The organism is Bradyrhizobium sp. 63_E2_N1_3 (genome assembly GCF_052076005.1).
GTDB lineage: Bacteria > Pseudomonadota > Alphaproteobacteria > Rhizobiales > Xanthobacteraceae > Bradyrhizobium > Bradyrhizobium barranii.
The window spans coordinates 5,211,378-5,234,836 of record NZ_CP197235.1 but is presented as its reverse complement, the minus strand read 5'-3'; the positions used below and the strand labels follow the sequence as shown (position 1 = coordinate 5,234,836).

General features: G+C 65.2%; 21 protein-coding genes and 1 pseudogene. 14 read left to right on the top strand and 8 right to left on the bottom strand.

Translation table 11 applies throughout. The features are described 5' to 3' along the window. Positions 1-48: 48 nt before the first annotated feature. From AB7531_RS25240 to kynU, 4 genes are all read left to right on the top strand, one after another. Entirely contained in the window at positions 49-1,326 is a 1,278-nt protein-coding gene (locus tag AB7531_RS25240; RefSeq protein WP_063983637.1) for an ArgE/DapE family deacylase, read from the top strand. Between the two features lie 372 nt (positions 1,327-1,698). After that, a complete protein-coding gene (locus AB7531_RS25235) occupies positions 1,699-2,508 on the top strand; it encodes an alpha/beta hydrolase (protein ID WP_063983636.1) in 810 nt (269 codons plus the stop codon). A 34-nt stretch (positions 2,509-2,542) separates the two neighbouring features. Continuing rightward, the gene (gene kynA / locus AB7531_RS25230) at positions 2,543-3,382 is read left to right on the top strand and encodes a tryptophan 2,3-dioxygenase (protein WP_441280153.1); all 840 of its coding nucleotides are present in this window, start codon (positions 2,543-2,545) and stop codon (positions 3,380-3,382) included. A 7-nt stretch (positions 3,383-3,389) separates the two neighbouring features. Continuing rightward, complete coding sequence (kynU, locus tag AB7531_RS25225; protein WP_063983635.1) at positions 3,390-4,592, top strand: kynureninase; 1,203 nt, start codon at positions 3,390-3,392, stop codon at positions 4,590-4,592. Positions 4,593-4,772: 180 nt separating this feature from the next. Here the strand turns inward: kynU and AB7531_RS25220 are convergent. After that, positions 4,773-5,559, bottom strand: a pseudogene (locus AB7531_RS25220) (cobalamin-binding protein). A gap of 119 nt (positions 5,560-5,678) precedes the next feature. On the opposite strand from AB7531_RS25220, the gene AB7531_RS25215 reads away from it, so the two are divergent. Then, complete coding sequence (locus AB7531_RS25215; RefSeq protein ID WP_028157491.1) at positions 5,679-6,080, top strand: PaaI family thioesterase; 402 nt, start codon at positions 5,679-5,681, stop codon at positions 6,078-6,080. A 149-nt stretch (positions 6,081-6,229) separates the two neighbouring features. Continuing rightward, positions 6,230-6,841, top strand: coding sequence for a GNAT family N-acetyltransferase (locus AB7531_RS25210; RefSeq protein WP_028147806.1), 612 nt, complete (start codon positions 6,230-6,232; stop codon positions 6,839-6,841). A 79-nt stretch (positions 6,842-6,920) separates the two neighbouring features. Here AB7531_RS25210 and AB7531_RS25205 read toward each other — a convergent pair whose 3' ends face one another. From AB7531_RS25205 to AB7531_RS25195, 3 genes are all read right to left on the bottom strand, one after another. Further along, positions 6,921-7,226, bottom strand: a complete 306-nt coding sequence (locus tag AB7531_RS25205) for a hypothetical protein (RefSeq protein WP_063983633.1) — start codon at positions 7,224-7,226, stop codon at positions 6,921-6,923. Positions 7,227-7,311: 85 nt separating this feature from the next. After that, positions 7,312-7,611 (bottom strand): putative quinol monooxygenase, encoded by a 300-nt coding sequence (locus AB7531_RS25200; protein WP_063983632.1) that lies wholly within the window; start codon positions 7,609-7,611, stop codon positions 7,312-7,314. Between the two features lie 25 nt (positions 7,612-7,636). Next, positions 7,637-8,323 (bottom strand): DUF2161 domain-containing phosphodiesterase, encoded by a 687-nt coding sequence (locus AB7531_RS25195; protein WP_063983631.1) that lies wholly within the window; start codon positions 8,321-8,323, stop codon positions 7,637-7,639. A 143-nt stretch (positions 8,324-8,466) separates the two neighbouring features. Here AB7531_RS25195 and AB7531_RS25190 point away from each other — a divergent pair, with 143 nt between their 5' ends. Beyond that, positions 8,467-8,814 (top strand): GrlR family regulatory protein, encoded by a 348-nt coding sequence (locus tag AB7531_RS25190; protein ID WP_063983630.1) that lies wholly within the window; start codon positions 8,467-8,469, stop codon positions 8,812-8,814. On the opposite strand, the gene AB7531_RS25185 is transcribed toward AB7531_RS25190, so the two are convergent. Together AB7531_RS25185 and AB7531_RS25180 are read right to left on the bottom strand one after the other, a co-directional pair. After that, positions 8,811-9,491, bottom strand: coding sequence for an SDR family oxidoreductase (locus AB7531_RS25185; protein ID WP_063983629.1), 681 nt, complete (start codon positions 9,489-9,491; stop codon positions 8,811-8,813). The two genes, AB7531_RS25190 and AB7531_RS25185, sit on opposite strands and share 4 nt — an antisense overlap. A 23-nt stretch (positions 9,492-9,514) precedes the next feature. Beyond that, a complete protein-coding gene (locus AB7531_RS25180) occupies positions 9,515-10,258 on the bottom strand; it encodes a tyrosine-protein phosphatase (protein WP_063983628.1) in 744 nt (247 codons plus the stop codon). Between the two features lie 68 nt (positions 10,259-10,326). Between AB7531_RS25180 and AB7531_RS25175 the strand changes: the two genes are divergently transcribed. Further along, a complete protein-coding gene (locus tag AB7531_RS25175; protein ID WP_063983627.1) occupies positions 10,327-10,653 on the top strand; it encodes an MliC family protein in 327 nt (108 codons plus the stop codon). 111 nt (positions 10,654-10,764) lie between these two features. Here the strand turns inward: AB7531_RS25175 and AB7531_RS25170 are convergent, their stop codons facing one another. Next, positions 10,765-10,968 (bottom strand): DUF2735 domain-containing protein, encoded by a 204-nt coding sequence (locus AB7531_RS25170; RefSeq protein WP_028147811.1) that lies wholly within the window; start codon positions 10,966-10,968, stop codon positions 10,765-10,767. 535 nt (positions 10,969-11,503) lie between these two features. Here AB7531_RS25170 and AB7531_RS25165 point away from each other — a divergent pair. The 4 genes from AB7531_RS25165 to AB7531_RS25150 all read left to right on the top strand — a co-directional run bounded on the left by AB7531_RS25165 (position 11,504) and on the right by AB7531_RS25150 (position 14,992). Next, a complete protein-coding gene (locus AB7531_RS25165; RefSeq protein ID WP_063983625.1) occupies positions 11,504-12,538 on the top strand; it encodes a glutamine synthetase beta-grasp domain-containing protein in 1,035 nt (344 codons plus the stop codon). Between the two features lie 196 nt (positions 12,539-12,734). Continuing rightward, positions 12,735-13,436, top strand: a complete 702-nt coding sequence (locus AB7531_RS25160; protein ID WP_063983624.1) for a GrlR family regulatory protein — start codon at positions 12,735-12,737, stop codon at positions 13,434-13,436. An 18-nt stretch (positions 13,437-13,454) separates the two neighbouring features. After that, on the top strand, positions 13,455-14,138 hold the full coding sequence (locus AB7531_RS25155) for a substrate-binding domain-containing protein (protein WP_063983623.1): 684 nt from the start codon (positions 13,455-13,457) through the stop codon (positions 14,136-14,138). 32 nt (positions 14,139-14,170) lie between these two features. Then, on the top strand, positions 14,171-14,992 hold the full coding sequence (locus AB7531_RS25150) for a tetratricopeptide repeat protein (protein ID WP_063983622.1): 822 nt from the start codon (positions 14,171-14,173) through the stop codon (positions 14,990-14,992). A 1-nt stretch (position 14,993) separates the two neighbouring features. Here the strand turns inward: AB7531_RS25150 and AB7531_RS25145 are convergent, their stop codons facing one another. Further along, a complete protein-coding gene (locus AB7531_RS25145) occupies positions 14,994-15,452 on the bottom strand; it encodes a hypothetical protein (RefSeq protein WP_063983621.1) in 459 nt (152 codons plus the stop codon). A 663-nt stretch (positions 15,453-16,115) separates the two neighbouring features. On the opposite strand from AB7531_RS25145, the gene AB7531_RS25140 reads away from it, so the two are divergent. Next, entirely contained in the window at positions 16,116-19,622 is a 3,507-nt protein-coding gene (locus AB7531_RS25140; protein ID WP_231144918.1) for an autotransporter domain-containing protein, read from the top strand. A 259-nt stretch (positions 19,623-19,881) separates the two neighbouring features. Beyond that, entirely contained in the window at positions 19,882-23,379 is a 3,498-nt protein-coding gene (locus AB7531_RS25135; protein ID WP_441280152.1) for an autotransporter domain-containing protein, read from the top strand. The last annotated feature ends 80 nt before the right edge of the window (positions 23,380-23,459 follow it).

Sequence of the window (23,459 nt, the reverse complement as noted above, 5' to 3'; positions counted from 1 at the left end):
GGCTAGCTTGCGCGCACCATTGACCAATTGGATGCCTGGAGTTGCCCGATGAATGCCGAAACGCAGCAGAGGATTCTTGACGCCGTCGATGTCGGCTTCGAAGCCCAGCTTGCGACCACAAGCGATTTCGTTGCGATCCCTTCGACCCGCGGGGCCGAGGGGCCGTGCCAGGACATGATCGGCGACCTCCTGCGCGAACGCGGCTACGAGGTCGACGACTGGCACATCGATGTCGATGACCTCAAGGATCTGCGTGGTTTCGGTCCGATCGAGCACGATTTCTCCAAGGCGCGCACGGTGGTTGGCACCTACCGTCCGCAAACGAATGGCGGCAAATCGCTGATCCTCCAGGGGCACTGCGACGTTGTGCCCGCGGGGCCGCTGGAACTGTGGGACACGCCGCCATTCTCGCCCGTCATCAAGGACGGCAAGATGTTTGGCCGCGGCGCCTGCGACATGAAGTCGGGCACGATCGGCGCGCTCTACGCGCTGGACGCGATCAAGGCGGCGGGTTTCAAGCCGACGGCGCGGATCCACTTCCAGTCCGTGATCGAGGAGGAGAGCACCGGCGTCGGCGCGCTCTCGACATTGCAGCGCGGCTATCGTGCCGACGCCTGCTTCATCCCGGAGCCGACCGGCGGCAAGATGGTGCGCTCGCAGGTCGGCGTGATCTGGTTTCGCCTGCGCGTGAAGGGCCATCCGACCCACGTTGCCTTCGCCGGCTCCGGCGCCAACGCAATCATGGCGGCCTATCATTTGATCCAGGCGCTGCAAAAACTCGAGATCGAGTGGAACGAGCGCGCGAAAGCCGATCGGCACTTCAAGACGCTGAACCATCCCATCAACTTCAACCCCGGCATCATCAAGGGCGGCGACTGGGCTTCCAGCGTGCCGGCCTGGTGCGACGTCGATTGCCGCATCGCGGTCCTGCCGGGCTGGTCGATCGCCGATCACCAGAAGGAGATCGTGGCCTGCGTTGCGGCTGCCGCGCGCAACCACCGCTTCCTTGCCAACAATCCGCCGGAGGTCGAATGGTCGGGCTTCCTGTCGGAGGGATATGAACTGACCGACTCCGCGGCGCCCGAGGCCGCGTTCGGCAAGGCCTTCAACACCGTCTATGGCGGTGAAATCCAAGACCTCGTCTTCACCGCGCTTACCGACACCCGCTTCTACGGTCTCAATCACGGTATCCCGAGCCTCTGCTTCGGCGCGAGCGGCGGCGAGATGCACGGCTTCAACGAATTCGTCGACCTGGAGTCGCTGAAGAAGTCGACCAAGGCGATGGCCCTGTTCATCGCGGATTGGTGCGGGGTGGAGAAGGCGTAGGTCTCTCCGCCGTCATTGCGAGGAGCCCTTGCGACGAAGCAATCCAGACCGTCGCTGCGGAAGCAGACTGGATTGCTTCGCTGCGCTCGCAATGACGGGCGGACGGTCCTGTAGGGTGGGCAAAGGCGCCCTTGCGCCGTGCCCACCATCTCTCTTCTACCCCGAACGAAGTGGTGGGCACCTTCCGCCTTCGCTCTTCGAGCTACGGCGGACAAGTCGCTTGGCCCACCCTACGGCATCTCGGCCGGGACGGCCGCTGCCCGAAACACGGGCGCGTCCAAATGCTTTAAGCTTAAAAGAAAGACTAGGACGCCGTCCTGACTGGTGGCAGACTGGCGCCCAGTTCGACTGGCCGAATACTTGGGTGTCACGATGCGCGATTGGGATGATGCTTATGCCAATTCGGCCCATATTCCGGGCTCGGACAAGATGCCGGCCCAATGGGCGGAGCGGGCGGCGGCTTATCGCACCGGCCTGAAAGACTTCCGCGCGGACGTCTCCTACGGCCCGGGCGAGCGCCAGCGTCTCGACCTGATCCTGCCAGACGGCGACAGCAAGGGCCTCGTCGTCTTCGTGCACGGCGGCTACTGGATGCGCTTCGACAAGTCGACCTGGACCGATCTGGCCGAAGGCGCGCGGCATCACGGCTGGACGGTGGCGCTGCCGAGCTACACGCTGACGCCGGCCGCGCGCATCTCCGACATCACCGCAGAGATCACCGCCGCGATCACCAAGGCGGCTTCGCTCGTCTCCGGCCCGATCCGGCTCGCCGGCCATTCCGCGGGCGGCCATCTCGTCACGCGCATGCTGTGCAACGACAGCCGGCTCGAGCCTGCCGTCTACAACCGCATCGCCGGCACGCTCTCGATCAGTGGGCTGCATGATCTGCGACCGCTGCTGAAGACGAAGATGAACGACACGCTGCGCATGACCATGGAGGAGGCGACGCTTGAAAGCGCGGCGCTGCACCTGCCGCGGGGACATTCGCCGGTCACGGCCTGGGTCGGCGGCGGCGAGCGGCCCGAATTCATGCGGCAGTCCGATCTGATCGCCAATGTCTGGACCGGCTTCGACGTGCCGACGCGCCTCGTCGTCGATCCCGGGCTCAACCATTTTACGGTGATCGACGGACTGAAGGATCCGTCGTCCCCGATCACCGCGCGCCTGATCGGCCTCGACTGACGCGGCGAGGATCGATCGATCGAAAGGGCCTGCCATGACGTCCAGCGATTACGATCCCACGAGCGAAGGCGCCGAGACCGATTTCGCCCGGCGTATGTCCTACGGCGACTATCTGGCGCTGGTTGCGATCCTCGGCGCGCAGCATCCGCTCTCGGAGGCCCATGACGAGATGCTGTTCATCATCCAGCATCAGACCACGGAGCTGTGGATGCGGCTTGCCATCCACGAGCTCAGCGCCGCGCGCCGCGCCATCGCCAGGGACGAAGTGCAGCCCGCGATGAAGATGCTGGCGCGGATGTCGCGCATCTTCGAGCAGCTCAACGGCGCCTGGGACGTACTGCGCACCATGACTCCCAGCGAGTATACGCGTTTCCGCTCGCAGCTTGGCCAGTCCTCGGGCTTCCAGTCGCGTCAGTACCGGCTGATCGAATTTCTGGTCGGTAACCGCAACCACGCCATGCTCAAGCCGCACGCGCACGATGTGGAAACGACCAGGCTGCTCGAAGGCGAGCTTGCCACGCCGAGCCTGTACGACGAGGTGCTGCGGCTCGCCGACCGCAACGGGCTCAAGATGCCCGCGTCCGTGCTGGCGCGCGACGTTCGCGAAACCCACAGCTTCAACGAGGGCGTGCTCCAGGCCTGGCGTATCGTCTATGAAGCGCCGGAGACGCATTGGATGCTCTACGAGCTTGCCGAGAAGCTGGTCGACTTCGAGGACTACTTCCGGCGCTGGCGCTTCAACCACGTCACGACGGTCGAGCGCGTCATCGGCTTCAAGCGCGGCACCGGCGGTACCGGTGGCGTCAGCTATCTCAAGCGCATGCTGGAGGTGGAGCTGTTCCCCGAGCTCTGGCGCGTCCGCACGATTCTGTAGAGATCCCATGACCAAGCTTCGCGTCTATGACGACACCAGGGCCTTGTTCCATTTGCCTGAGGGCGTGATCTATCTCGACGGCAATTCGCTCGGCGCGCTGCCGCTGGGCGTTGCCGAGCGCGTCGGCAACGTCATCACGGCCGAGTGGGGCAACGAGCTGATCCGCGCCTGGAACAGTGCGGGCTGGTATGCCCAGCCGCGCCATGTCGGCGATCGCATCGCGCGATTGGTCGGTGCGGAAGCCGGCTCCGTGACGGTCGGAGACACGCTGTCGCTCAAGGTCTACCAGGCCCTCGCCGCCGCGCTCGACATGAACGCCTCGCGCAAGGTCGTGCTATCGGACACCGGAAACTTTCCGACCGATCTCTACATGGCCGAGGGCCTGATCGCGACGCTCGGCCGCGGCCATCAATTGCGCCTGGTGGCGCCGGAAGAGATCGAGGCCGCGTTGTCGGAGGAGATTGCGGTCCTCTACATCACCGAGGTCGACTACCGCACCGGACGGCGCCACGACATGGCGACGCTGACCGCGAAGGCGCATGCGCTCGGCATCGTCACGGTCTGGGACCTCGCGCATTCGGCCGGCGCGCTGCCGGTCGATCTCGCTGGCTGCGGCGCCGATTTCGCCGCCGGCTGCACCTACAAATACATCAACGCCGGCCCCGGGGCGCCGGCATTCCTCTACGTCGCGCCGCGCCACGCCGACGGCGTGCGCGCCGCGCTGTCGGGGTGGATGGGCCACGCCAAGCCGTTTGCGTTCGAGCTTGCCTACGCGGCGGCCGGCGGCGTCGAGCGCATGCGCGTCGGCACCCCGCCGGTGCTTGCAATGGCGGCGCTGGAGGCCTCGCTCGACATCTGGGACATGGTCGACATTCGTGAGGTCCGTGCGCGTTCACTGGCGCTCGGCGATCTCCTGATCGCCGAGGTCGAACGCCGCTGCCCCGAGCTCAAGCTCGTCACCCCGCGCGCGCACGAGCACCGCGGCTCACAAGTCTCCTTCGCCTTCGACGGCGGCTACGCCGCCATGCAGGCCCTGATCGCCCGCGGCCTCATCGGCGATTTCCGCGCGCCTGACATCATGAGGTTCGGGATTACACCGCTCTACATTGGGGAGAGCGAGATCATGCGAGCAGCCGAGATCATCGAGGAGGTGATTGCAGGCGAGGTCTGGCGTCGGCCGGAATATCAGGTCGTGAACGCGGTGACCTGAAGAAGGTCTCGTGCCCCGGACGCGGCGCAGCGCCCCCGGCGATGCGAAGCATCGTCCGGTGCGGTGCGCTGCAGAGCCGGGGCCCACGTTGCACTGAACTCCGTATCGAGATGGGTCCCGGCTCTGCGCAGCAACGCTGACGCGTTGCTGCGCGTCCGGGACACGAAAGCTGCGATCAAGCTATTTGAGTCCACCCCACAACGCCGTCACGATCGCATCCAGCCCATCCGTCAGCGCCGCCGGCCCCGGCTGCAAGATGATCGGCGACTTGATCTCGACGATGCGGTCGTCGCGCACGGCGGGGATCTCGTTCCAGCAATCGCGCGCGGATGCGGGCAGGGACGACTTTCTTGCCGCACCAGGAGGCAAGGATCACGTCGGGCGCTGCCTCGCGCACCGCCTCCGCCGAAACGATGCGATCCTTTGCCGCCTGCCGATGTCGCAGCTCCGGAAACACATCCTCGCCGCCGGCGATCTCGATCAACTCGGACACCCAGCCGATGCCTGAGATCAACGGATCGTCCCATTCCTCGAAATAGACCTTTGGCCGCGCCGATGGGCGAGGTGTTGCCGCTATCTCTGCGAGGCGCCGTTCGAGATCACGGGCAAGGCCTTCGGCGCGTTCAGCGGCGCCGACCAGGGCACCAAGTGTCCGGATCATCGCCAAAATCCCGGCGATGTCGCGCTGATTGAAAACATGGACGTCGACGCCCGCGCGCACGAGATCGGCGACGATGCCGGCCTGGAGGTCAGAGAAGGCCAGCACCAGCTCCGGTTCCAGCGCCAGGATCTTCGGGATGTCTGCTGAGACGAAGGCCGACACCCGCGGCTTCTCCCGCCGCACTTGGGGCGGACGGACGGCGTAGCCGGAGACGCCGATGATGCGGTCCTGCTCGCCGAGCAGGTACAGCGTTTCGACCGTCTCTTCGGTCAGGCAGACGATGCGGCGGGGCGGGAAGTGGCGCATGGGAAGAGCATATGCGCAAATGCCGCCGCCGATGTCAGCAGGGCTATTACCTCGGGCGTCATTGCTTTGCTGCCCGAAGCAATTCACGCTGAAACAACAATGAATTGGGAGGAGATCCGATGACGCCGCTCGAGAAACTTAAAGCGATGAAGATGCCGTTTGCCGAGCTCAAGGGCGTCGAGTTCGTCGAGGCCGAGAAGGACCGCGTGGTGGCACGGATGACGGTCAGGCCCGACCTCTGCACGCTCCACCACACCATCCACGGCGGGGCGGTGATGGCGCTCGCCGATTCCGTCGGTGCCGCCGCGACCGTGATCAATCTCCCGGAGGATGCCAAGGGCACCACGACGCTCGAGAGCAAGACCAACTTCATCGGCGGGGCGAAGGAGGGAACCACGGTTATCGCCACGGCTACACCGGTCCATCGGGGACGGCGGACCCAGGTCTGGAGCACCCGGCTGGAGACCGAGGACGGCAAGCTGGTTGCCGTGGTGACCCAGACCCAGCTGGTCCTCGTATGACTACGGGGGCTTGATTTTGTTAACGAATTGGTCGCCTCGATGCCTGAAACTTGGGCAGGTTCCCGTCTTGAAAAATATGTTGCGACGCACAATATTGGGGACCTAGGGATTCGAACGCCTCCTCGAGGGACACCAAGAGGAGTTTTGACGTGGTACTTGAAGACACGACCCGCACGACGCCCGTTCCGGGCTATGTGCGGACCTTGAGCCAGCAGGAAGAATTGCCGCTTCTGCGCGATCACCTCCTGCGGCTTGATTCCGCAAGCCGGCACGACCGTTTCAACGGCTTTCTCGACGACAGCTTCATCGAGCGTTACGCCGCCCGCTGCGCCGAGGACGGCACCGTGATTGTCGCCTACATCGTCGACGGCGTGGTCCGCGGTGCGGCCGAGCTGCATCCGCCGGAGGACGATTCGTTGCCCGAGGTCGCCTTCAGCGTGGAAGCCTCGGCACGGCGCCAGAATGTCGGCACCATCTTGTTCAGCCGGCTGATCGCGGAAGCGCGCTGGAAAGGCTACAAGCGCCTGCGCATCACCACCGGCGCCGAGAATCACGCCATGCGCGCGCTCGCCAGGAAGTTCGGGGCGAATCTGCAATTCCGCCATGGCGAATCGACCGGCACGATCGATCTCGCCAAGACGCCCGAGGCCGAGCTCGCTGAACTCGCGGCCTCGCCCTTCACGGCCGGCCGCGCTCTTCTCAGCTTCAACTCGACCTGCTGGAAGATCATCTCCAGCATGTACGGCAATCGCGCCGCCTAAATCCCAACGCGGACTGGAATCAAAAAAGCGGACCGGCAAAACCGGTCCGCTTTCGTATTGGGGATAGGGAATTGAGCGCTCAGGTACCGGTGCGCTTGTCGTTGCCGAAGCGGCGGACGACACGGCGTTCGACCACCACCGAGCGCTGCGCACCCTGTTCGCCTGCGATCACGCGTGTGGCGGTGATGCGGCCGTTGGTGCGGGCCTGCTTCTTCACCTCGGCCTGCACGATTTCGATCGGCATCCCCATCAGCGCTGCCGCGATCTCGGCCTGCTGCTCATGATCGTCGGTGATGCCGACGGCGGCGAAGATCGCCTCGTCCAGGGTCGGCGGATCGTGGCGCACGCGCCGCGTGCCATATTTAGTGTTCCAGTCTGCGCTCATAACGGCCTCGGTTTGATGCCGGGATACCTAGTGCCGGAGATGTTGCATTGCAATATGAATTTGGTGTGGCATCACAGCTATGCGCTCACAGCTTTTCGAGCCTGTCGGCCTCATAGAGGTCGAGCGTGGTTGGCCCCGTGGCCAGCGAGCGCAAGGTGCGCACGAACTCGCCGGATGCAGGTACCGCAAAGTGGGCGGCGAGCGCGGCGCGGTCGGCCCATTGCTCGAGGAACACCAGCCTGAGCGGATTCTCGCAGTCGACATGCACTCCATGGGAGATGCAGCCGGGTTCCTGTCGCGACCGATGAACATGCTCGAGGCTCAGGCGGCGCGCCTCGTCGAACGTCTCGGTGCGGACCGTTACGCTGCCAGTCACAACGATCATGCGCTGTCTCCCGACGTGATTTCCGCTAGGGGGGCGATGCCTCGCGGGGCGTTTCTTTCATCGGTGCCTGCGGCCAGCGTTTCAGCGCCGCGTGTCCGGCCTCGGTCAGCCCGTAGATTCCCCGGTCCGCACGTTCGAACCAGCCATACACATTGTTAAGCAAGATCTTGCCGGCATCGGGACAGCGCTTGCGCAATTCGCGCACCTTTCGTGGCCCGCCGACGAGTTCCGACGCACAGGCCAGCGCCTGCTGGCGATAGGCCGTCATGATCGGCGCGCGGGTGCTGCCGCCGAGCACGGGATCGCCCTGGCGGCGCTGATGTTCGGCGACGAGGCGAGAGCGCTTTTTCGGCTCGCGGCGCGGCGCTGCCGTCGGTGGCTTCACCAGCACCTCGACCTGGCCGCGGTCAGTGACCCCAAGCATACCGAAGCCGAGGCGGCGGCACAGATTGCGATAACGCGCATCGCTCTCGCGTCCCTTGCCGCGGATCGACATCTTTGCAGCGATCCAGACCTCGTCGCCGGCCGGTGCGCGGTCAACCGCCTGGAGGATCAGCTCGAGATTGAAGGCGAGCTTGAGCTCACCAATCACCACGACAGGCGGATCGCCCGCGCTGAGGCCGACGAGGTCGCAGCCGCCGATCTCGCCCTTGACCGTGAAGCCGAGCTCTTCGAGGAAGCGTTTGACGGGTAGATAAAGCGCGGTTTCCAAGGAAAGCGTCCGGGTCTTGCGTTCCGATCCGAGAATCAGTTGCGGCCAGTTTAGCCCGGAACGCAGTTGTGGCTCTGCGCCATTTGATCGGGAACCGATGGTGCGGTTATCCTGCGACCGGGACAGTCGGGCGCTTTACGAAGATGACGATCAGGAATGGCCTCTATCACATTCGCATCGAGATGCTGGATGCCGTCCAGGGCGGCAATCAGGGCGTCATGGTGCTGCGCGACGGCACCATGCGAGGCGGCGATTCATTCTTCTTCGCCTATGGCAGCTACACCTCGGCCGACGGCAAGTGGAAGGGCGAGTTGACCAACGAGGAGCATTCGCCCTCGTTCGACGAGCGCCCGGTGTGGGGCCGCAAGGTCGTGACTATCGGCTTCAGCGGCACCTACACAGGCGAGACCGCCTATGGCGAAGGCATCGCGCTCGCCGGCAAGCAGAGCATCCGCTTCAAAGGCGATCTGCGGCTATTGGTGCCGGACTAAACCCGGCCGCTCACCGGGATCAGCGCGCCGGTGACGCCGCTCGCGGCATCGCTGACGAGGAACAGGATCACTTCGGCGAGTTCCTGCGGCGTCACCCATTTGGAAAAATCCGCCTTCGGCATGTCGGCGCGGTTGGCCTTGGTGTCGATGATCGATGGCAGCACCGCGTTCACGGTCACCTTGCCCTTCCACTCGTTGGCAAGCGCCTCGGTGAGGCGATGCACGCCGGCTTTCGACGCCGCATAGGGGCCCATGCCGGAACCTGCCTGAAGCGCGCCCATGGCGCCGATATTGACGATGCGGCCAGCCCCGGACGCGGCGAGATGCGGCAGCGCCGCGTGCGAGGTGTTGAGGGCCGTCAGCACGTTGAGCGCATGCATGCGCTGCCACGTCTTGATGTCGCCGTCGCCCACGGTCTCGAACGCGAAGCCGCCGGCGATGTTGATCAGCGCATCCAGCCTGCCGAAGTGCTTTGCCGCCGCCTCGACCGCCGTCTTCGCTTGTGCTGGGTCGGACAGATCAACGCCGCCGATCTCGATGCGTTCGGGCGTTGCCGACATCTGCGAGGGCGCGTGATCGATGCCGGCCACACGCGCGCCGCGCGCCAACGCTGTCTCGGCGACAACCTTGCCAAGGGCGCCGAGCGCGCCCGTCACGATCAGAACCTTGCCTTGCATCGTCGTTCTCCCGGCACGGCCGCTTACGATTGCAGATAACGCGCCTTCAGCGCGGTTTGCTCCGGTGTGCCGAGCTTGAGGCCGTCGCGCAAGTAGGTTTCGAGACCGCCATATTCGTTGGAGACGGCCTCGAAGGCAGCACCAAGATATGAGGCTTCGACGCCGCCGATCGCATCGAGGACGTCGGCGGGAAGATCGGAAGCGTTCGATGCGTCGCGCCTGTAGTGTTGGTTGGTCAACAGGTAGTCCTCGGCAATGACCTCGTCGGCCACGCCGAGCGCATGCAAGATCAGCGCGCTTGCAAAGCCAGTGCGGTCCTTGCCGGCGGTGCAGTGGATCACCAGCGGCGCGCGGTCTTCCAGGAGATGGCCGAACAGCGCGCGAAAGCTGTGCGTGTTGTGGCGGACATAGTTGCGGTAGGACTCCCGCATGAGTTCGAGCGCGACCGGCGCGGTGAGCCTGCCCTCGGCAAGCTCGGCGCGCAGCGCGGCCACCACGGTCGGCTCGATCGGCAGCGAATGCACCGTGATCTCGTTCACGACGCAGACGCCGGCCGCGCGCTCCTCGACGCCGCGAAAATCGAAGGCGCTGCGCACGCCCAGCGCGCGGACGATTTCGACGTCGGCGGCCGTGAGCTGGCCGAGATGGTTGGAGCGGAAGATGTGGCGCCAGCGCGTGGCGCGGCCATCCGAAGTCGGATAGCCGCCGAGGTCGCGAAAATTGCTGGCGCCTTGCAGGGCGAGGTGGCGGGCAGGGGAATCTGGCATGAGATCAGCTTGGGTTATGTTTCCACTGGACGCACTGCGGCGTCTTTGAGTGCATTCAGGGGGCAATCATGGGCCGGCACAAGGCCATTGTTTTGGCGATCACCATGCTGTCGGGCGGAATTATCGGTGCGGGACAGGCGGATGCGCAGACGTTCCGGACCTATCGCTGTGCCGATGGTACGCAGTTCATCGTGGGATTTTATGACGATGACAAACGCGCCTTCCTCCAAATCGACGGCGAACCTGTCACGCTGAAGAAGCGGCTGGCGCTTTCTGGCACCCGCTATTCGGGGGCAGGGATCACGCTGAGGATCGGCAAGACCGGAGCGACCACGGTCCAGCATCTGAAGCGGCCGGTCACTTCCTGCACGGTGATCGAAAAGCCCGCCCTCTAGCCGGGAGTCCAGCAGGAATCAAAAAGGGCCGAAACCTCGTTGTTTCGACCCTTTTTCAAACTTCCGTCGGACGCTTGCGCGCGCGCGGCGGTATCATACCAAACACAAACATTAGCGTTCCCATTTGGGCTTTGCTTCGTCGACCGCATCCTGGTGGTACCAGCTGTCGCTGCAGATCGAGACGTTCGCGGGAAGCGAAGCATGATCGGCGGGAAGGCGGGTGTCGCCATAGCGGCGTCCGGCGAGAGCCGCGCGGCCCCCGACAGGGAATTGGTAGATCGTTGCAGATCCGTGATTCAGACCATTATTCATCATTGCGATTGCTCCTGGGTCGAAGCGCCTTGGCCTCCATGGTGCGCCCGACTCGTTCGATTGTGGTTACTGGATTCTCCATATCGGCCGCGCATCCCGAATTGGAAAGTGCTGAAAAGGAAATCAGTTGCTGCCTAATCTGTAGGCATGTGACCCTCTGCATCCCCTAAGGCACCGCGTCGGTGGCTAACGCCTGGGCCATTCCAAAGGTTGCTAGGCAGGGCGCAGGACTTTGCGAAAGTTGCCGGACGTTGATGCGCGTTTCATCGGCAACCTCCGGCAACGATGCGTCTGCTCCAGAATCAGGCGTTTTCCGCGGGATTTTTGCGGTGCAGCTTCACGCGAAGGTGCGCGGCTATGACGCACGCCGCCGAGGACGGTTTGCCGTCGGCGGGCCGACCCCGGCCGCGGTGGAAAACCACCCGCGCTGCGGCCTTTTGGCACGCAAAATGCTTGTAGAGGGTCGGCCGATGATGGCCGGGTACAAACGTGCGGGGGCTCTCAACCCCACCTTTCGCATCATCTACAGAGAGGCTCAATGACCAAGTATAAGCTCGAGTACATTTGGCTCGACGGATATACGCCGACTCCGAACTTGCGCGGCAAAACTCAGATCAAGGAATTCGCGTCGTTCCCGACGCTCGAGCAGCTTCCGCTCTGGGGCTTCGATGGCTCCTCCACGCAGCAGGCCGAAGGCCACAGCTCCGATTGCGTGCTGAAGCCGGTCGCCGTGTTCCCGGACGCCGCGCGCACCAACGGCGTGCTCGTGATGTGCGAAGTCATGATGCCCGATGGCAAGACCCCGCACGCATCCAACAAGCGCGCCACCATCCTCGATGACGCCGGCGCATGGTTCGGCTTCGAGCAGGAATACTTCTTCTACAAGGACGGCCGTCCGCTCGGCTTCCCGGCCTCCGGCTATCCGGCCCCGCAGGGTCCGTACTACACCGGCGTCGGCTTCTCGAACGTCGGCGACGTCGCCCGCAAGATCGTCGAAGAGCATCTCGACCTCTGTCTGGCGGCCGGCATCAACCATGAAGGCATCAACGCGGAAGTCGCGAAGGGCCAGTGGGAATTCCAGATCTTCGGCAAGGGCTCCAAGAAGGCCGCTGACGAAATGTGGATGGCCCGCTACCTGATGCTGCGCCTGACCGAGAAGTACGGCATCGACATCGAGTTCCACTGCAAGCCGCTCGGCGACACCGACTGGAACGGCTCCGGCATGCACGCCAACTTCTCGACCGAGTACATGCGTACGGTCGGCGGCAAGGAGTACTTCGAGGCGCTGATGGCGGCCTTCGACAAGAACCTGATGGACCACATCGCCGTCTACGGCCCGGACAACGACAAGCGTCTGACCGGCAAGCACGAGACCGCGCCGTGGAACAAGTTCAGCTACGGCGTTGCCGATCGCGGCGCGTCGATCCGCGTTCCGCACTCCTTCGCCAACAACGGCTACAAGGGCTATCTGGAAGACCGCCGTCCGAACTCGCAGGGCGACCCATACCAGATCGCTTCGCAGATCCTGAAGACGATCGCGTCCGTGCCGGCCGACAAGAAGGCCGCGGCCTAAGATCCTCCCGGCCCGGGCCGGGGGGCTGGCCCGGGTTGGTCTTCAATCCGCCGGAGCTTCAAAGCTCCGGCGGATTTTTGCATTCCGATGACAGCCGTTGTTGTGGGTCTGCCGGCCATGCCGGCTTGAAGTCTGTCCATCGCCGGCGAAACCGGGATAGAATGCCCCGGGATGCGCGGGGCCGGGGACACGGCTGGTGTTTGAAGGCTTCTACAAGGTGCGATTTCAGCTCGGCGACGCGGTCGGCCGGAGCGTGATGCATGTCGGCAATGGAAAGATGCTCGGCGGCAATTCGGCCTTCGCTCATATCGGCACCTATGAGAGGACCGAAGCCGGCGTCGACATCGTCATCAAGACGGTCCGCCACAACCCGGACCCGAACTACCGCGCCATGGCCGGCACCGACGATGCGACCTTGCTCGCGAAAGGCTGGGCCGACGGCGATCTCTATCGCTTCAAGGGCGAGCTGAAAGAGCTGCCCGGCGTGCCGTTCCAGTCGGTGATGACGCCGATCACCGAAGACGAGGTGCCGATCGCGGGCGGTGTCGGCGAGGCCGGCATCGCCGACGGGCTCTACTCGATCCACCTTCGCATGCTCGACGGCGTCGATGGCGGGCTCACCGGCGTGATGCTGCTCAACCAGGGCCGCATCCTCGGCGGCGATGCCTCGTTCTACTATCTCGGCAGCTACACTGCTGCGAATGGCCGCTGGAAGGGGCAGATCCTCAATCAGGAGCACACGCCGGCCAAGGACGATCCGATCTTCGGCGGCCACGAGGTCGGCATCGGTTTCTCCGGCACCTATGACGCGGAGCAGGCTGTACTGGAGGCAACGGCGCTCGCCGGCAAGCGCAGCCTGCGCCTGACCGCCGCGCTCAAGCTGATGCACCGCGCCTGATCGCGACAGGAATAGCCCATGGAAAACATTCGCATGCTCTCGACGCTCGGCCTGATGGGCGCGATGCGCAGCCTGTCCTCCGCCTTCGAGGCCGCTCACGGCATCCACGTCGATGCCGACTTCGCGCCGACCCTGGCACTGCTGAAACGACTACGCGACGGCGAGGCCGCCGATCTCGTCATCCTGACCCGTGAGGGGCTCGACGAGATGATCGGCGAGGGCCGCGTGGCCGCAGGTAGCGCAGCCGATCTGGCGCGCTCCTTCGTCGGCATCGCCGTGCGGGCAGGGCAGGCGCATCCCGATATCTCCAGCGAAGCTGCATTGCGCAAGTCGCTGCTCGCGGCGCGATCCGTCGCCTGTTCGCGGCTGGGCGCGAGCGGTGTCTATTTCGCCCAGTTGATCCAGCGATGGGGCATCGCGGCCGAGATCAACGCCAAGGCCACCATCGTCGAGCAGGGCTTTACGGCGGAGCGGCTCGTCAGCGGCGAGGCTGACCTCGCCGTGCAGCAGATCAGTGAGCTGAAGCAGGTCGAGGGCATCGAGGTCGTCGGCCCGATCCCGCACGATTTGCAGACACCGGCCGTGTTTTCCGCCGGCCGCATGGCCAACGCCAGACATGCCGAAGCGGCCGATCGGCTGCTGCGCTATCTGGCATCGCCGGAGGTCGTCCCGGTGCTGCGCCAATCGGGACTCGAGCCTTGAATTTGCCGGAGCAGAGACGCAACGTGGTGCCCATGCGGACTTGTCTCCTTGCCATCCTCCTCACGCTTACAACGCCGTTATCGGCGCACGCGCAATCGGCCGATCTCGTCCTGTGCGACCGGCTGGCCGCCGATCCCAGCGATCCCGACAAGCCGGCCGATGTGAAGGGCGTGACGGAGCTTGCTGCATCTGACATTGCGACCGCCGTCAAATTCTGCAAGCAGGCCGCACCGTCGTCGCGGCGCGCGATGTTCGCGCTTGGCCGCGCCTATGCCGCCAACCGGCAGACGGCGGAGGCGATCGCCGCCTGGCGCAAGGCGGCCGACAAGGGCTCGAGCGCGGCGATGGTCGAGCTCGGTGTCGCCTACGGCACCGGCTCCGGTGTTGCGAAAGACGAAGCACAAGCACGCAAGCTGTTCGAGCGGGCGGCGCAGGCCGGCAATCCTCGCGGTGTCAGCAATCTTGCCGCGCTCGGCGGCGCCGGCGGTGCTGCGCCGGCCGACCCCGCACAGGCGCGCGCGCTGCTCGGCAGGGCGGCCGAGACCAACGCGGAGGCGCAGTACCAGCTTGGCCTGATGCTCTCCAACGGCAACGGCGGCGAGAAGGACGACGTCGCGGCGCGCGCGATGTTCGAGAAGGCGGCGGCGCAAAACCATCCCGGCGCGCTGGAGCGGATGGGCGCCTTCGCGCAGGAAGGCCGCGGCGGCGCGAAGGACAAGGATGCCGCCAAGGCCTATTACGAGCGCGCTGCCGCGCTCGGCGACGAGGATGCCAAGAAGGCGCTGGAGCGGCTGCGCTGCCCCTATGCGATCAAGGACAAGCAGGGCAAGCTCGTCACCACGCTGTGCTTCTAGCTCACTTGTAGTAGTAGGCGACGTTGTTGCGGGCGTCGCGATAAGTCGTATCGAGAAAGTCCGGATATTGAGCGGCCGCGCGCGCGACGGCGCGCACGACGCACTCCCAGAAATCGCCTATCCAGTTGAAGTGCTCGAAGGTGGCATCTTCGAACTTCACGGCGGTGATGATGGCCTGCCGGATTGCTGCGTCATCGGCGCGTGGATGGGCGCGCTTCACATAACCGAACATCGGTCCCTCATGGGCGTGGTCGCGGTCGTAGCGGTATTTCTCGGCCATCTGCTGCGGGGTGAGGGTGCGATAGACGCGCACCTCTTCGTCGGTCGGGCGTCCGTCGAGTGTGTTGAACCGGTAGCGCCGGCACCAGAGCTCGAAGGCCGCATCGAGCAGCGGCTGCTTTGCAGCGCTGGCGATGATCGCTGCGATCTGCGCTTCGGCTGAAGGCTCTGTCTGGTTCATGCCGCTTTGTCGTGCGCTCACTCCGGCGGGTTCGAAGGGGCCTCAAGGATGAACCAGCTCCGGCACGGGCCGTTGAACCACAACATGAGGAGGGCCGCCCGGGATCGCACGAAACAAAAAAGTCAAAAACAACCCCATGCACAGTAGCCAAGTCGTCGAAATCACTAAGTTCGTATTTTACGAAAATCAATTGACCCGTCGGGCAAAACAGGGGCATGATGGCATCATGCGGCGAGTGGGCTCCGCTCCCGGCCCTGCGCTGAAAAGCCGGATGACCTCGGTGCGTCTGAGTTCGTAGTGCATGATTCGAGGCTCCAGTTTCGGAGCTTGAATCATGTCCGCGGTGATACCATCAAGCCGCATTGGCCCTGCGAGGCGCCGCTAACTGGTTCGACCCGGTCGCGAATGACCCGCAACGGACCTCGCCTCTTAGGCAACTGGTGACGTTCATATCCTGTCCGCGTTCCTCCTGTGATATTAATGACGCAATCGGCCAAATATGGCGCGCGCTTTGTCGGATGACCGATATTGGTCGGACTCCGCGATGTTCCCCCGCTAAACCTGATACCGCAGAGCCCCGCTTAACGGGTCCATGCGCGACGGGCGCCGCAAAGGCGCAACGGAATTTCAAACGTCGCTATCTGGGCTGCGGGGAGATTTGGGTTGTCTTATTTTGTAGCGTCTGAAGGCGCGCTGGAAACCGGCGCGGCCGTTGTTGGGCGCAAGCGATCGATTAGCCGCTTTGCGGCGCTGACCTTGGCCGCGTTGTCCCGTCGCCTGCTGGGCACCAGCTCCACGGTGGCGCTCGGACTGGTCCTGGCGACATCGACGCCATCGCGCGCCACCGACTGGACCGGCGCCACCTCAACCGACTGGTTCACCGCCGGCAACTGGTCGGCCGGCGTTCCAACCAGCGCGGTCGACGTGAATATCGACACGGTCGCGCCCAATGCCACAGTGGTCGGAGCGGCCGGCGCGCAAGCGAACACTGTCTTTGTCGGCATTTCCGGCACCGGCACGCTGACAATCCAGAGCGGCGGCAACTTGAGCGACTTCAACGGCTATGTCGGCTTCAATGCCGGCTCGACCGGCACCGCGACGATTGATGGCGCCGGCTCGGCCTGGACCGCTTCCAACTTGTTCGCTGTCGGCTATTACGGCACCGGCACGCTGACGATCCAGAACGGCGGCACGGTAAGCAACACCAACATCGGCTTGATCGGGTCCAATGTCGGCTCGACCGGTACCGTGACGGTCGATGGCGCTGGCTCGGCCTGGACCAATTCCACCAACCTCGCTGTCGGCAATTCCGGCACCGGCACGCTGACGATCCGGAACGGCGGCACGGTGAGCAGCGCCTCCGGCGTTCTCGGCCAAAATTTCGGTTCGACCGGTACCGTAACGGTGGATGGCGCCGGCTCGTCCTGGACCAATTCCAGCGACCTCGAGGTCGGCTATGTCGGCGCCGGCACGCTGACGATCCGGAACGGCGGCAAGGTGAGCAACGTCACCGGCGGTCTCGGCATCAATACCGGCTCGACCGGCACCGTGACGGTCGATGGCGTCGGCTCGTCCTGGACCAATTCCGGCGATCTTTCTGTCGGCAATTCCGGCACCGGCACGCTGACGATCCGGAACGGCGGCACGGTGAGCAGCAACACCGGCTATCTCGGCAACAATGTCGGCTCGACCGGAACCGTGACGGTTGACGGTGCCGGCTCCTCCTGGACCAATTCCGGCCTCGTGGTCGGCGGGTCCGGCACCGGCACGCTGGCGATCCGGAACGGCGGCAAGGTGAGCAACGTCACCGGCGTTCTCGGCTTCAATGCCGGCTCGACCGGCGCAGCGACGGTTGATGGCGTCGGCTCGGCCTGGACCAATTCCGGCTCGCTCTTTGTTGGCTATTCCGGCGCCGGCACGCTGACGATCCAGAACGGCGGCACGGTGAGCAACAACTACGGCTTCCTCGGCTACTATTCGACCGGCACCGTGACGGTTGATGGCGCCGGCTCGTCCTGGACCAATTCCGGCGACCTCTGGGTCGGCGGTTCCGGTATCGGCAAGCTGACGATCCGGAACGGCGGCAAGGTGAGCAACGCCAACATCGTCTATCTCGGGCTCTTTGCCGGCACCGGCACCGTGACGGTTGATGGCGCCGGCTCGTCCTGGACCAATTCCGGCTCGCTCTTTGTTGGCTATTCCGGCACCGGCACGCTGACGATCGCCAATGGCGGCGCCGTCTCGGCGGCTTCGGGCATGCAAATCGCCCTTAACCTCGGCTCGACCGGCACGCTCAATATCGGCGCCGCCTCCGGTCAGGCCGCGGCCGCGCCGGGCACGCTGACCACGCCCTCGGTCGTGTTCGGGGCAGGCACCGGCAGCATCGTCTTCAACCACACCGCCTCGAACTACACATTCGCCCCGGTCATTTCTGGCGCGGGGTCGGTGACGGTGGAGAACGGCACCACCATCCTGACCGCGACCAACACCTATAGCGGGCCGACCACGGTCAATGGCGGCACGCTGGCGGTCAACGGCTCCATCGCCAATTCGGCGGTGACGGTCAATGCCGGTGGCACGCTCGGCGGCAACGGCACCGTCGGCAATACCACCGTCAACGCCGGCGGCGTGCTCGCGCCCGGCAATTCGATCGGCACGCTGACGGTCGGCGGCGATCTGGCGTTCGGCGCCGGCAGCATCTACCGCGTCGAGGTCTCGCCATCGGCCGCCGACCGCGCCAATGTCACGGGCATCGCGAGCCTGACCGGCGGCACCGTGCAGACGAGCTTCCTGCCCGGAACCTATGTCCGCAAGAGCTACACCATCCTGTCGGCGGCCGGCGGCCTCGGCGGCACCACCTTCAGCGGCGTGAGCAGCAGCCTGCCCGGTTTCACTGTCGGCCTGAGCTACACGCTGTCCGATGTGTTGCTGAACCTCACGGCCTCGCTCGGCGCCGGCACCTCGCTGCCGGGCAATGGGCAGACCGTCACATCCACGCTCAACAACTTCTTCAACAATGGCGGCGCGCTGCCGCCGGGCTTTGTCGCGCTGTTTGGTCTCACCGGCAGCAATCTTTCAGCCGCGCTGTCGCAAACCTCCGGCGAGACCGCGACCGGCTCGCAGCAGACGACCTTCAACGCAATGAACCAGTTCATGGGGGTGCTGACCGATCCCTTCATCGACGGTCGCGGCGATGGCGTTTCAGCGGGATCATCCGCGGGCGCGTCGGCCTACGCCTCGCCGGACAGACCGCGTTCCGGTGCGGCGCGGGACGCCAATGCGATGTTCACCAAGGCGCCCGTCATGGCCGATCCGTTCGCGCAGCGCTGGAGCGTGTGGGCGGCAGGCTATGGCGGCTCGCAGACCACGGACGGCAACACGACACTCGGCTCCAACAACACGACCAGCCGCATCGCAGGCATCGCGGTCGGCGCCGATTACCGTATCTCGCCGAATACGCTGGCGGGCTTTGCGCTCGCCGGCGGTGGTACGAACTTCAGCGTCGTCAATGGCGGCTCTGGCCGATCTGACCTGTTCCAGGCCGGCGCCTTCGTCCGGCACAATGCGGGTGCGGCGTATCTCTCCGGCGCGCTGGCCTATGGCTGGCAGGACATCACCACCAACCGCACCGTGACGGTGGCCGGCATCGACCAGTTGCGCGCGCAGTTCAACGCCAATGCCTTCTCGGGTCGCGTCGAAGGCGGCTATCGCTTTGTCAGCCCGTGGATGGGCGGCATCGGCATCACGCCCTACGCGGCAGGACAGTTCACCACCTTCGACCTGCCGGCCTATGCCGAGCAGGCGGTAACCGGCGTCAACACCTTTGCGCTCGCCTACGCCTCGAAGAGTGTCACTGATACGCGCAGCGAGCTCGGCCTTCGCAGCGACAAATCATATGCGATGGCGGACGGAATCTTCACGCTGCGAGGGCGCCTGGCATGGGCGCATGATTTCAATCCCGACCGCAATATCGGCGCGACGTTCCAGACGCTGCCGGGCGCATCCTTTGTCGTTGGCGGCGCCGCGCAAGCCAGCGACTCCGCGCTCGTCACCGCTTCTGCCGAAAAGAAATGGCTGAACGGTTGGTCCGCCGCCGGCACTTTCGAACGCGAGTTCTCTCAGCTCACCAGGAGCTACGCCGGCAAGGGCGTCGTGCGGTATGCGTGGTGAGGTGGCGACTTCCCGAACGACGCCTCTCCAATGCCAACTGGTGATGTCGATATCCGCGTTCCTCCTGTGATATTAATCACGCAGTCGGCCAAATAGGGCGGCGCGCTTTGTCGGATGACCGATATTGGTCGGACACCGCGATGTTCCCCCGCTAAACCTGATTCCACAGAGCCCCGCTTAACGGGTCCATGCGCGACCGGCGCCGCAACGGCGCAATGGTATTTCAACGGTCGCTATTTGGGCTGCGGGGAGGTTTGGGTTGTCTTATTTTGTAGCGTCTGAAGGCGCGCTGGAAACCGGCGCGGCCGTTGTTGGGCGCAAGCGATCGATTAGCCGCTTTGCGGCGACCATGCGCGCGGCGCTGTTCGCCGGCGTCTTGCTCGGCGCGCTCGTGACCGGAGCGCGGGCCCAGACGGTGATCAACGTCACGGTCGCCAACGACACCGGCACCACCTCGGGGGGCTCGACTGGCGGCGCCGGCACGCTTAGCGCCGCGCTCGCGCAGATCAATGCTTCCACGCCCCCCGGCGGCTTCATCATCAACCTGCAGACCAATGTCACGCTGTCGGGGCCGCTGTCGCCGATCTTCAACTCGGTGAGCATCAACGGCAACGGCTTCACCATCAGCGGCAACAATTCGCAGCGCATCTTCATGGTCGGCGTCGACACCGCGACGCAGACCAGCGCGGGGGTGGCGGGCTCGATCATCGCGGACCGCCCTCAGGTGGCGATCAGCAACGTCATCCTGTCCGCGGGCCTCGCCCAGGGCGGCGGCAACGGCGCCGGCGGCGGCATGGGGGCGGGCGGCGCACTGTTCGTCAACCAGTCGGCCGACGTGACGCTGAGCAACGTCAGCTTCGCCAACAACAACGCGAAGGGCGGCAACGCAACAATCAACACGTTTCGCGGCGGCGGCGGCCTCGGCGGCAGCAGCGGCGGCAGCGGCGCCGGCGGCATTTTCGGCAGCGGCTCCTCCGGCGCCGGCGGCGGCATTTTCGGCGGTTCCGCTGGCGCCGGCGGCGGCGGCTATAGCGGCGCCGGTGGAAGCGGCGCGAACGGCACCGCGGGCCTCCTGTCGATTGCTGGCCTCAACGGCGCCGGCGGCGCCGGATTTGGTGGTGGCACCACCGGTGGTGCGAATGGCGGCGGCGGCGGCGGTATCGGAAATGCGGGCGGGGGTGGCGGCTTCGGCGGCGCAAGCAGTTCCGGCTCGACCGGCGGGGCGGGTGGTTTCGGCGGCGGCGGCGGCACCGGCTTGAACGGCGGCGGCGGCGGTGGTTTCGGCGGCGGCGGCGGTGGTTTCAGCGGCCCTGGCGGCGCCGGTGGCTTCGGTGGCGGCGGCGGCGGTGGCGGCGGTGCGGGCGGCTTTGGCGGCGGCGGTGGCGGCGGCGGCGGCGCGGGTGGGTTTGGCGGTGGGGGCGGCGGCGGCGGGGCCGGCGGTGCGGGTGGCTTTGGCGGCGGCGACGGCACCAGTGGCGGGAACGGCGGCGGCGGCGGCATGGGCGGGGCGGTGTTCGTGGTCAAGGGCGGCTCGCTCACCATCAACGGCAACGGCTCGACCTCGGGCGGCAGCGTAGCCGGCGGCACCGGCTCCAACGGCGGCGGTGCGGGCTCGGCCTTAGGCACGGGCTTCTTTGTGCAGGGCTCGACGCTGACCTTCGGTGGCAGCGGCAGCTACACGGTGTCGGACGCCATCGCCGATCAGAACGGTTCCGGCGGCTCGGCGGCCTCGGACGGCCTCGGCGGCACCGGTGGATCGAGCGCCATTACCAAGAGCGGCATCGGCACGCTCAGCTTTTCTGGCGCCAACACTTATACTGGAGCTACGACGATCAATGCCGGCACGCTAAGGGGCGCTGCGGCGAACACATTCAGCGCTACGAGTGCGACGACAATCAACACCGGTGGCACGCTCGATCTCGGTTTGCTGGGACAAACGATCAATATCGTTTCGCTATCGGGCGGCACGTTGGCCAACGGCGCGTTGACCGGCGCAGTGACCTCAAGCGGCGGCACGCTGAACAGCCTCGGCGGCGGCATGACGCTGACGGCGAATAGTGGCGCGACCAATGTGACGGGCACCAACACCTTCACAGGCGCGACCACGGTCAACGGCGGCCTGCTCTCGGTCAACGGCACGAGCACGGCCAGCGCGGTGACGGTGAATGCCGGCGGCACGCTCGGCGGCAACGGCACGGTCGGCAACACGACCATCAATGGCGGCACGCTGGCGCCCGGCAATTCGATCGGTACGTTGACCGTGCAGGGCAATCTCGTGTTGACGGCCGCATCGAGCTACATGGTCGAGGTGTCGCCTTCGGCGGCCGACCGCACCAACGTCACCGGCGTGGCGACGTTCGGCGGCGCCACCGTCAAAGCATCTTTCGCAGCCGGGGCCTATGTCGCAAAGCAATACACCATCCTCAACGCCACCGGCGGTATCGGCACCAGCACGTTCGGCTCGATCGTCAACACCAACTTGCCGGGTGGATTCGCGTCGAGCCTGAGCTATGACGCCAACAATGCGTATCTCAATCTCGTTCTCAGTTTCGTGCCGCCGCCCGGGACGGGTCTCAACAACAACCAACGGAACATCGCCGACCCGATCGTCAATTTCTTCAACTCCAACGGCGGTATTCCGCTGGCGTTCGGCGGGCTGACGCCGGCGGGACTGATCCAGATCTCGGGCGAGACCGCGACCGGCTCGCAGCAGACGACCTTCAACGCGATGAACCAGTTCATGGGATTGCTGACCGATCCCTTCATCGACGGTCGCGGCGATGGCGTTTCAGCGGGATCATCGGCGGGCGCATCGGCCTACGCCTCACCGGACATGCCACGCTCCGGTGCGGCGCGGGACGCCCATGCGATGTTCACCAAGGCGGTCGTCATGGCCGATCCGTTCGCGCAGCGCTGGAGCGTGTGGGCGGCGGGCTATGGCGGCTCGCAGACCACCGACGGCAACACGACACTCGGCTCCAACAACACGACTAGCCGCATCGCAGGCACCGCGGTCGGCGCCGATTACCGTATCTCGCCGAATACGCTGGCAGGCTTTGCGCTGGCCGGCGGTGGTACGAACTTCAGCGTCGTCAATAGCGGCTCTGGCCGATCCGATATGTTCCAGGCCGGCGCCTTCGTCCGGCACAATGCCGGTGCGGCGTATCTCTCCGGCGCACTGGCCTATGGCTGGCAGGACATCACCACCAACCGCACCGTGACGGTGGCCGGCATCGACCAGTTGCGCGCGCAGTTCAACGCCAATGCGTGGTCCGGTCGCGTCGAAGGCGGCTATCGTTTTGTCAGCCCATGGATGGGCGGGGTGGGCATCACGCCTTATGCCGCAGGACAGTTCACCACCTTCGACCTGCCTGCCTATGCCGAGCAGGCGGTAACCGGCGTCAATACCTTTGCGCTCGCCTACGCCTCGAAGAGTGTCACTGATACGCGCAGCGAGCTCGGCCTTCGCAGCGACAAATCATATGCGATGGCGGACGGAATCTTCACGCTGCGAGGGCGCCTGGCATGGGCGCATGATTTCAACCCCGGCCGCAATATCGGTGCGACGTTCCAGACATTGCCGGGCGCATCCTTTGTCGTTGGCGGCGCCGCGCAAGCCAGCGACTCCGCGCTCGTCACCGTCTCCGTCGAGAAGAAATGGCTGAACGGCTGGTCCGCCGCCGCCACCTTCGAAGGCGAGTTCTCTCAACTCACCACCAGCTACGCCGGCAAGGGCGTGGTGCGGTATTCCTGGTAAGTTGACGATTTCCGGTTTTGGCCCTTCGCATCATTTCGCTGTGCTGCGGAATTTGGTAGCTATCGGGGGCATAGCGGACT

What these genes read in the sequence shown, in the direction of transcription:
- AB7531_RS25240 (WP_063983637.1), top strand. Translation starts at nt 49, where the DNA reads ATGAATGCCGAAACGCAGCAGAGGATTCTTGACGCCGTCGATGTCGGC.
- AB7531_RS25235 (WP_063983636.1), top strand. Translation starts at nt 1,699, where the DNA reads ATGCGCGATTGGGATGATGCTTATGCCAATTCGGCCCATATTCCGGGC.
- kynA (WP_441280153.1), top strand. Translation starts at nt 2,543, where the DNA reads ATGACGTCCAGCGATTACGATCCCACGAGCGAAGGCGCCGAGACCGAT.
- kynU (WP_063983635.1), top strand. Translation starts at nt 3,390, where the DNA reads ATGACCAAGCTTCGCGTCTATGACGACACCAGGGCCTTGTTCCATTTG.
- AB7531_RS25215 (WP_028157491.1), top strand. Translation starts at nt 5,679, where the DNA reads ATGACGCCGCTCGAGAAACTTAAAGCGATGAAGATGCCGTTTGCCGAG.
- AB7531_RS25205 (WP_063983633.1), bottom strand. Translation starts at nt 7,226, where the DNA reads ATGAGCGCAGACTGGAACACTAAATATGGCACGCGGCGCGTGCGCCAC.
- AB7531_RS25200 (WP_063983632.1), bottom strand. Translation starts at nt 7,611, where the DNA reads ATGATCGTTGTGACTGGCAGCGTAACGGTCCGCACCGAGACGTTCGAC.
- AB7531_RS25190 (WP_063983630.1), top strand. Translation starts at nt 8,467, where the DNA reads ATGACGATCAGGAATGGCCTCTATCACATTCGCATCGAGATGCTGGAT.
- AB7531_RS25185 (WP_063983629.1), bottom strand. Translation starts at nt 9,491, where the DNA reads ATGCAAGGCAAGGTTCTGATCGTGACGGGCGCGCTCGGCGCCCTTGGC.
- AB7531_RS25180 (WP_063983628.1), bottom strand. Translation starts at nt 10,258, where the DNA reads ATGCCAGATTCCCCTGCCCGCCACCTCGCCCTGCAAGGCGCCAGCAAT.
- AB7531_RS25175 (WP_063983627.1), top strand. Translation starts at nt 10,327, where the DNA reads ATGGGCCGGCACAAGGCCATTGTTTTGGCGATCACCATGCTGTCGGGC.
- AB7531_RS25170 (WP_028147811.1), bottom strand. Translation starts at nt 10,968, where the DNA reads ATGATGAATAATGGTCTGAATCACGGATCTGCAACGATCTACCAATTC.
- AB7531_RS25165 (WP_063983625.1), top strand. Translation starts at nt 11,504, where the DNA reads ATGACCAAGTATAAGCTCGAGTACATTTGGCTCGACGGATATACGCCG.
- AB7531_RS25155 (WP_063983623.1), top strand. Translation starts at nt 13,455, where the DNA reads ATGGAAAACATTCGCATGCTCTCGACGCTCGGCCTGATGGGCGCGATG.
- AB7531_RS25150 (WP_063983622.1), top strand. Translation starts at nt 14,171, where the DNA reads ATGCGGACTTGTCTCCTTGCCATCCTCCTCACGCTTACAACGCCGTTA.
- AB7531_RS25145 (WP_063983621.1), bottom strand. Translation starts at nt 15,452, where the DNA reads ATGAACCAGACAGAGCCTTCAGCCGAAGCGCAGATCGCAGCGATCATC.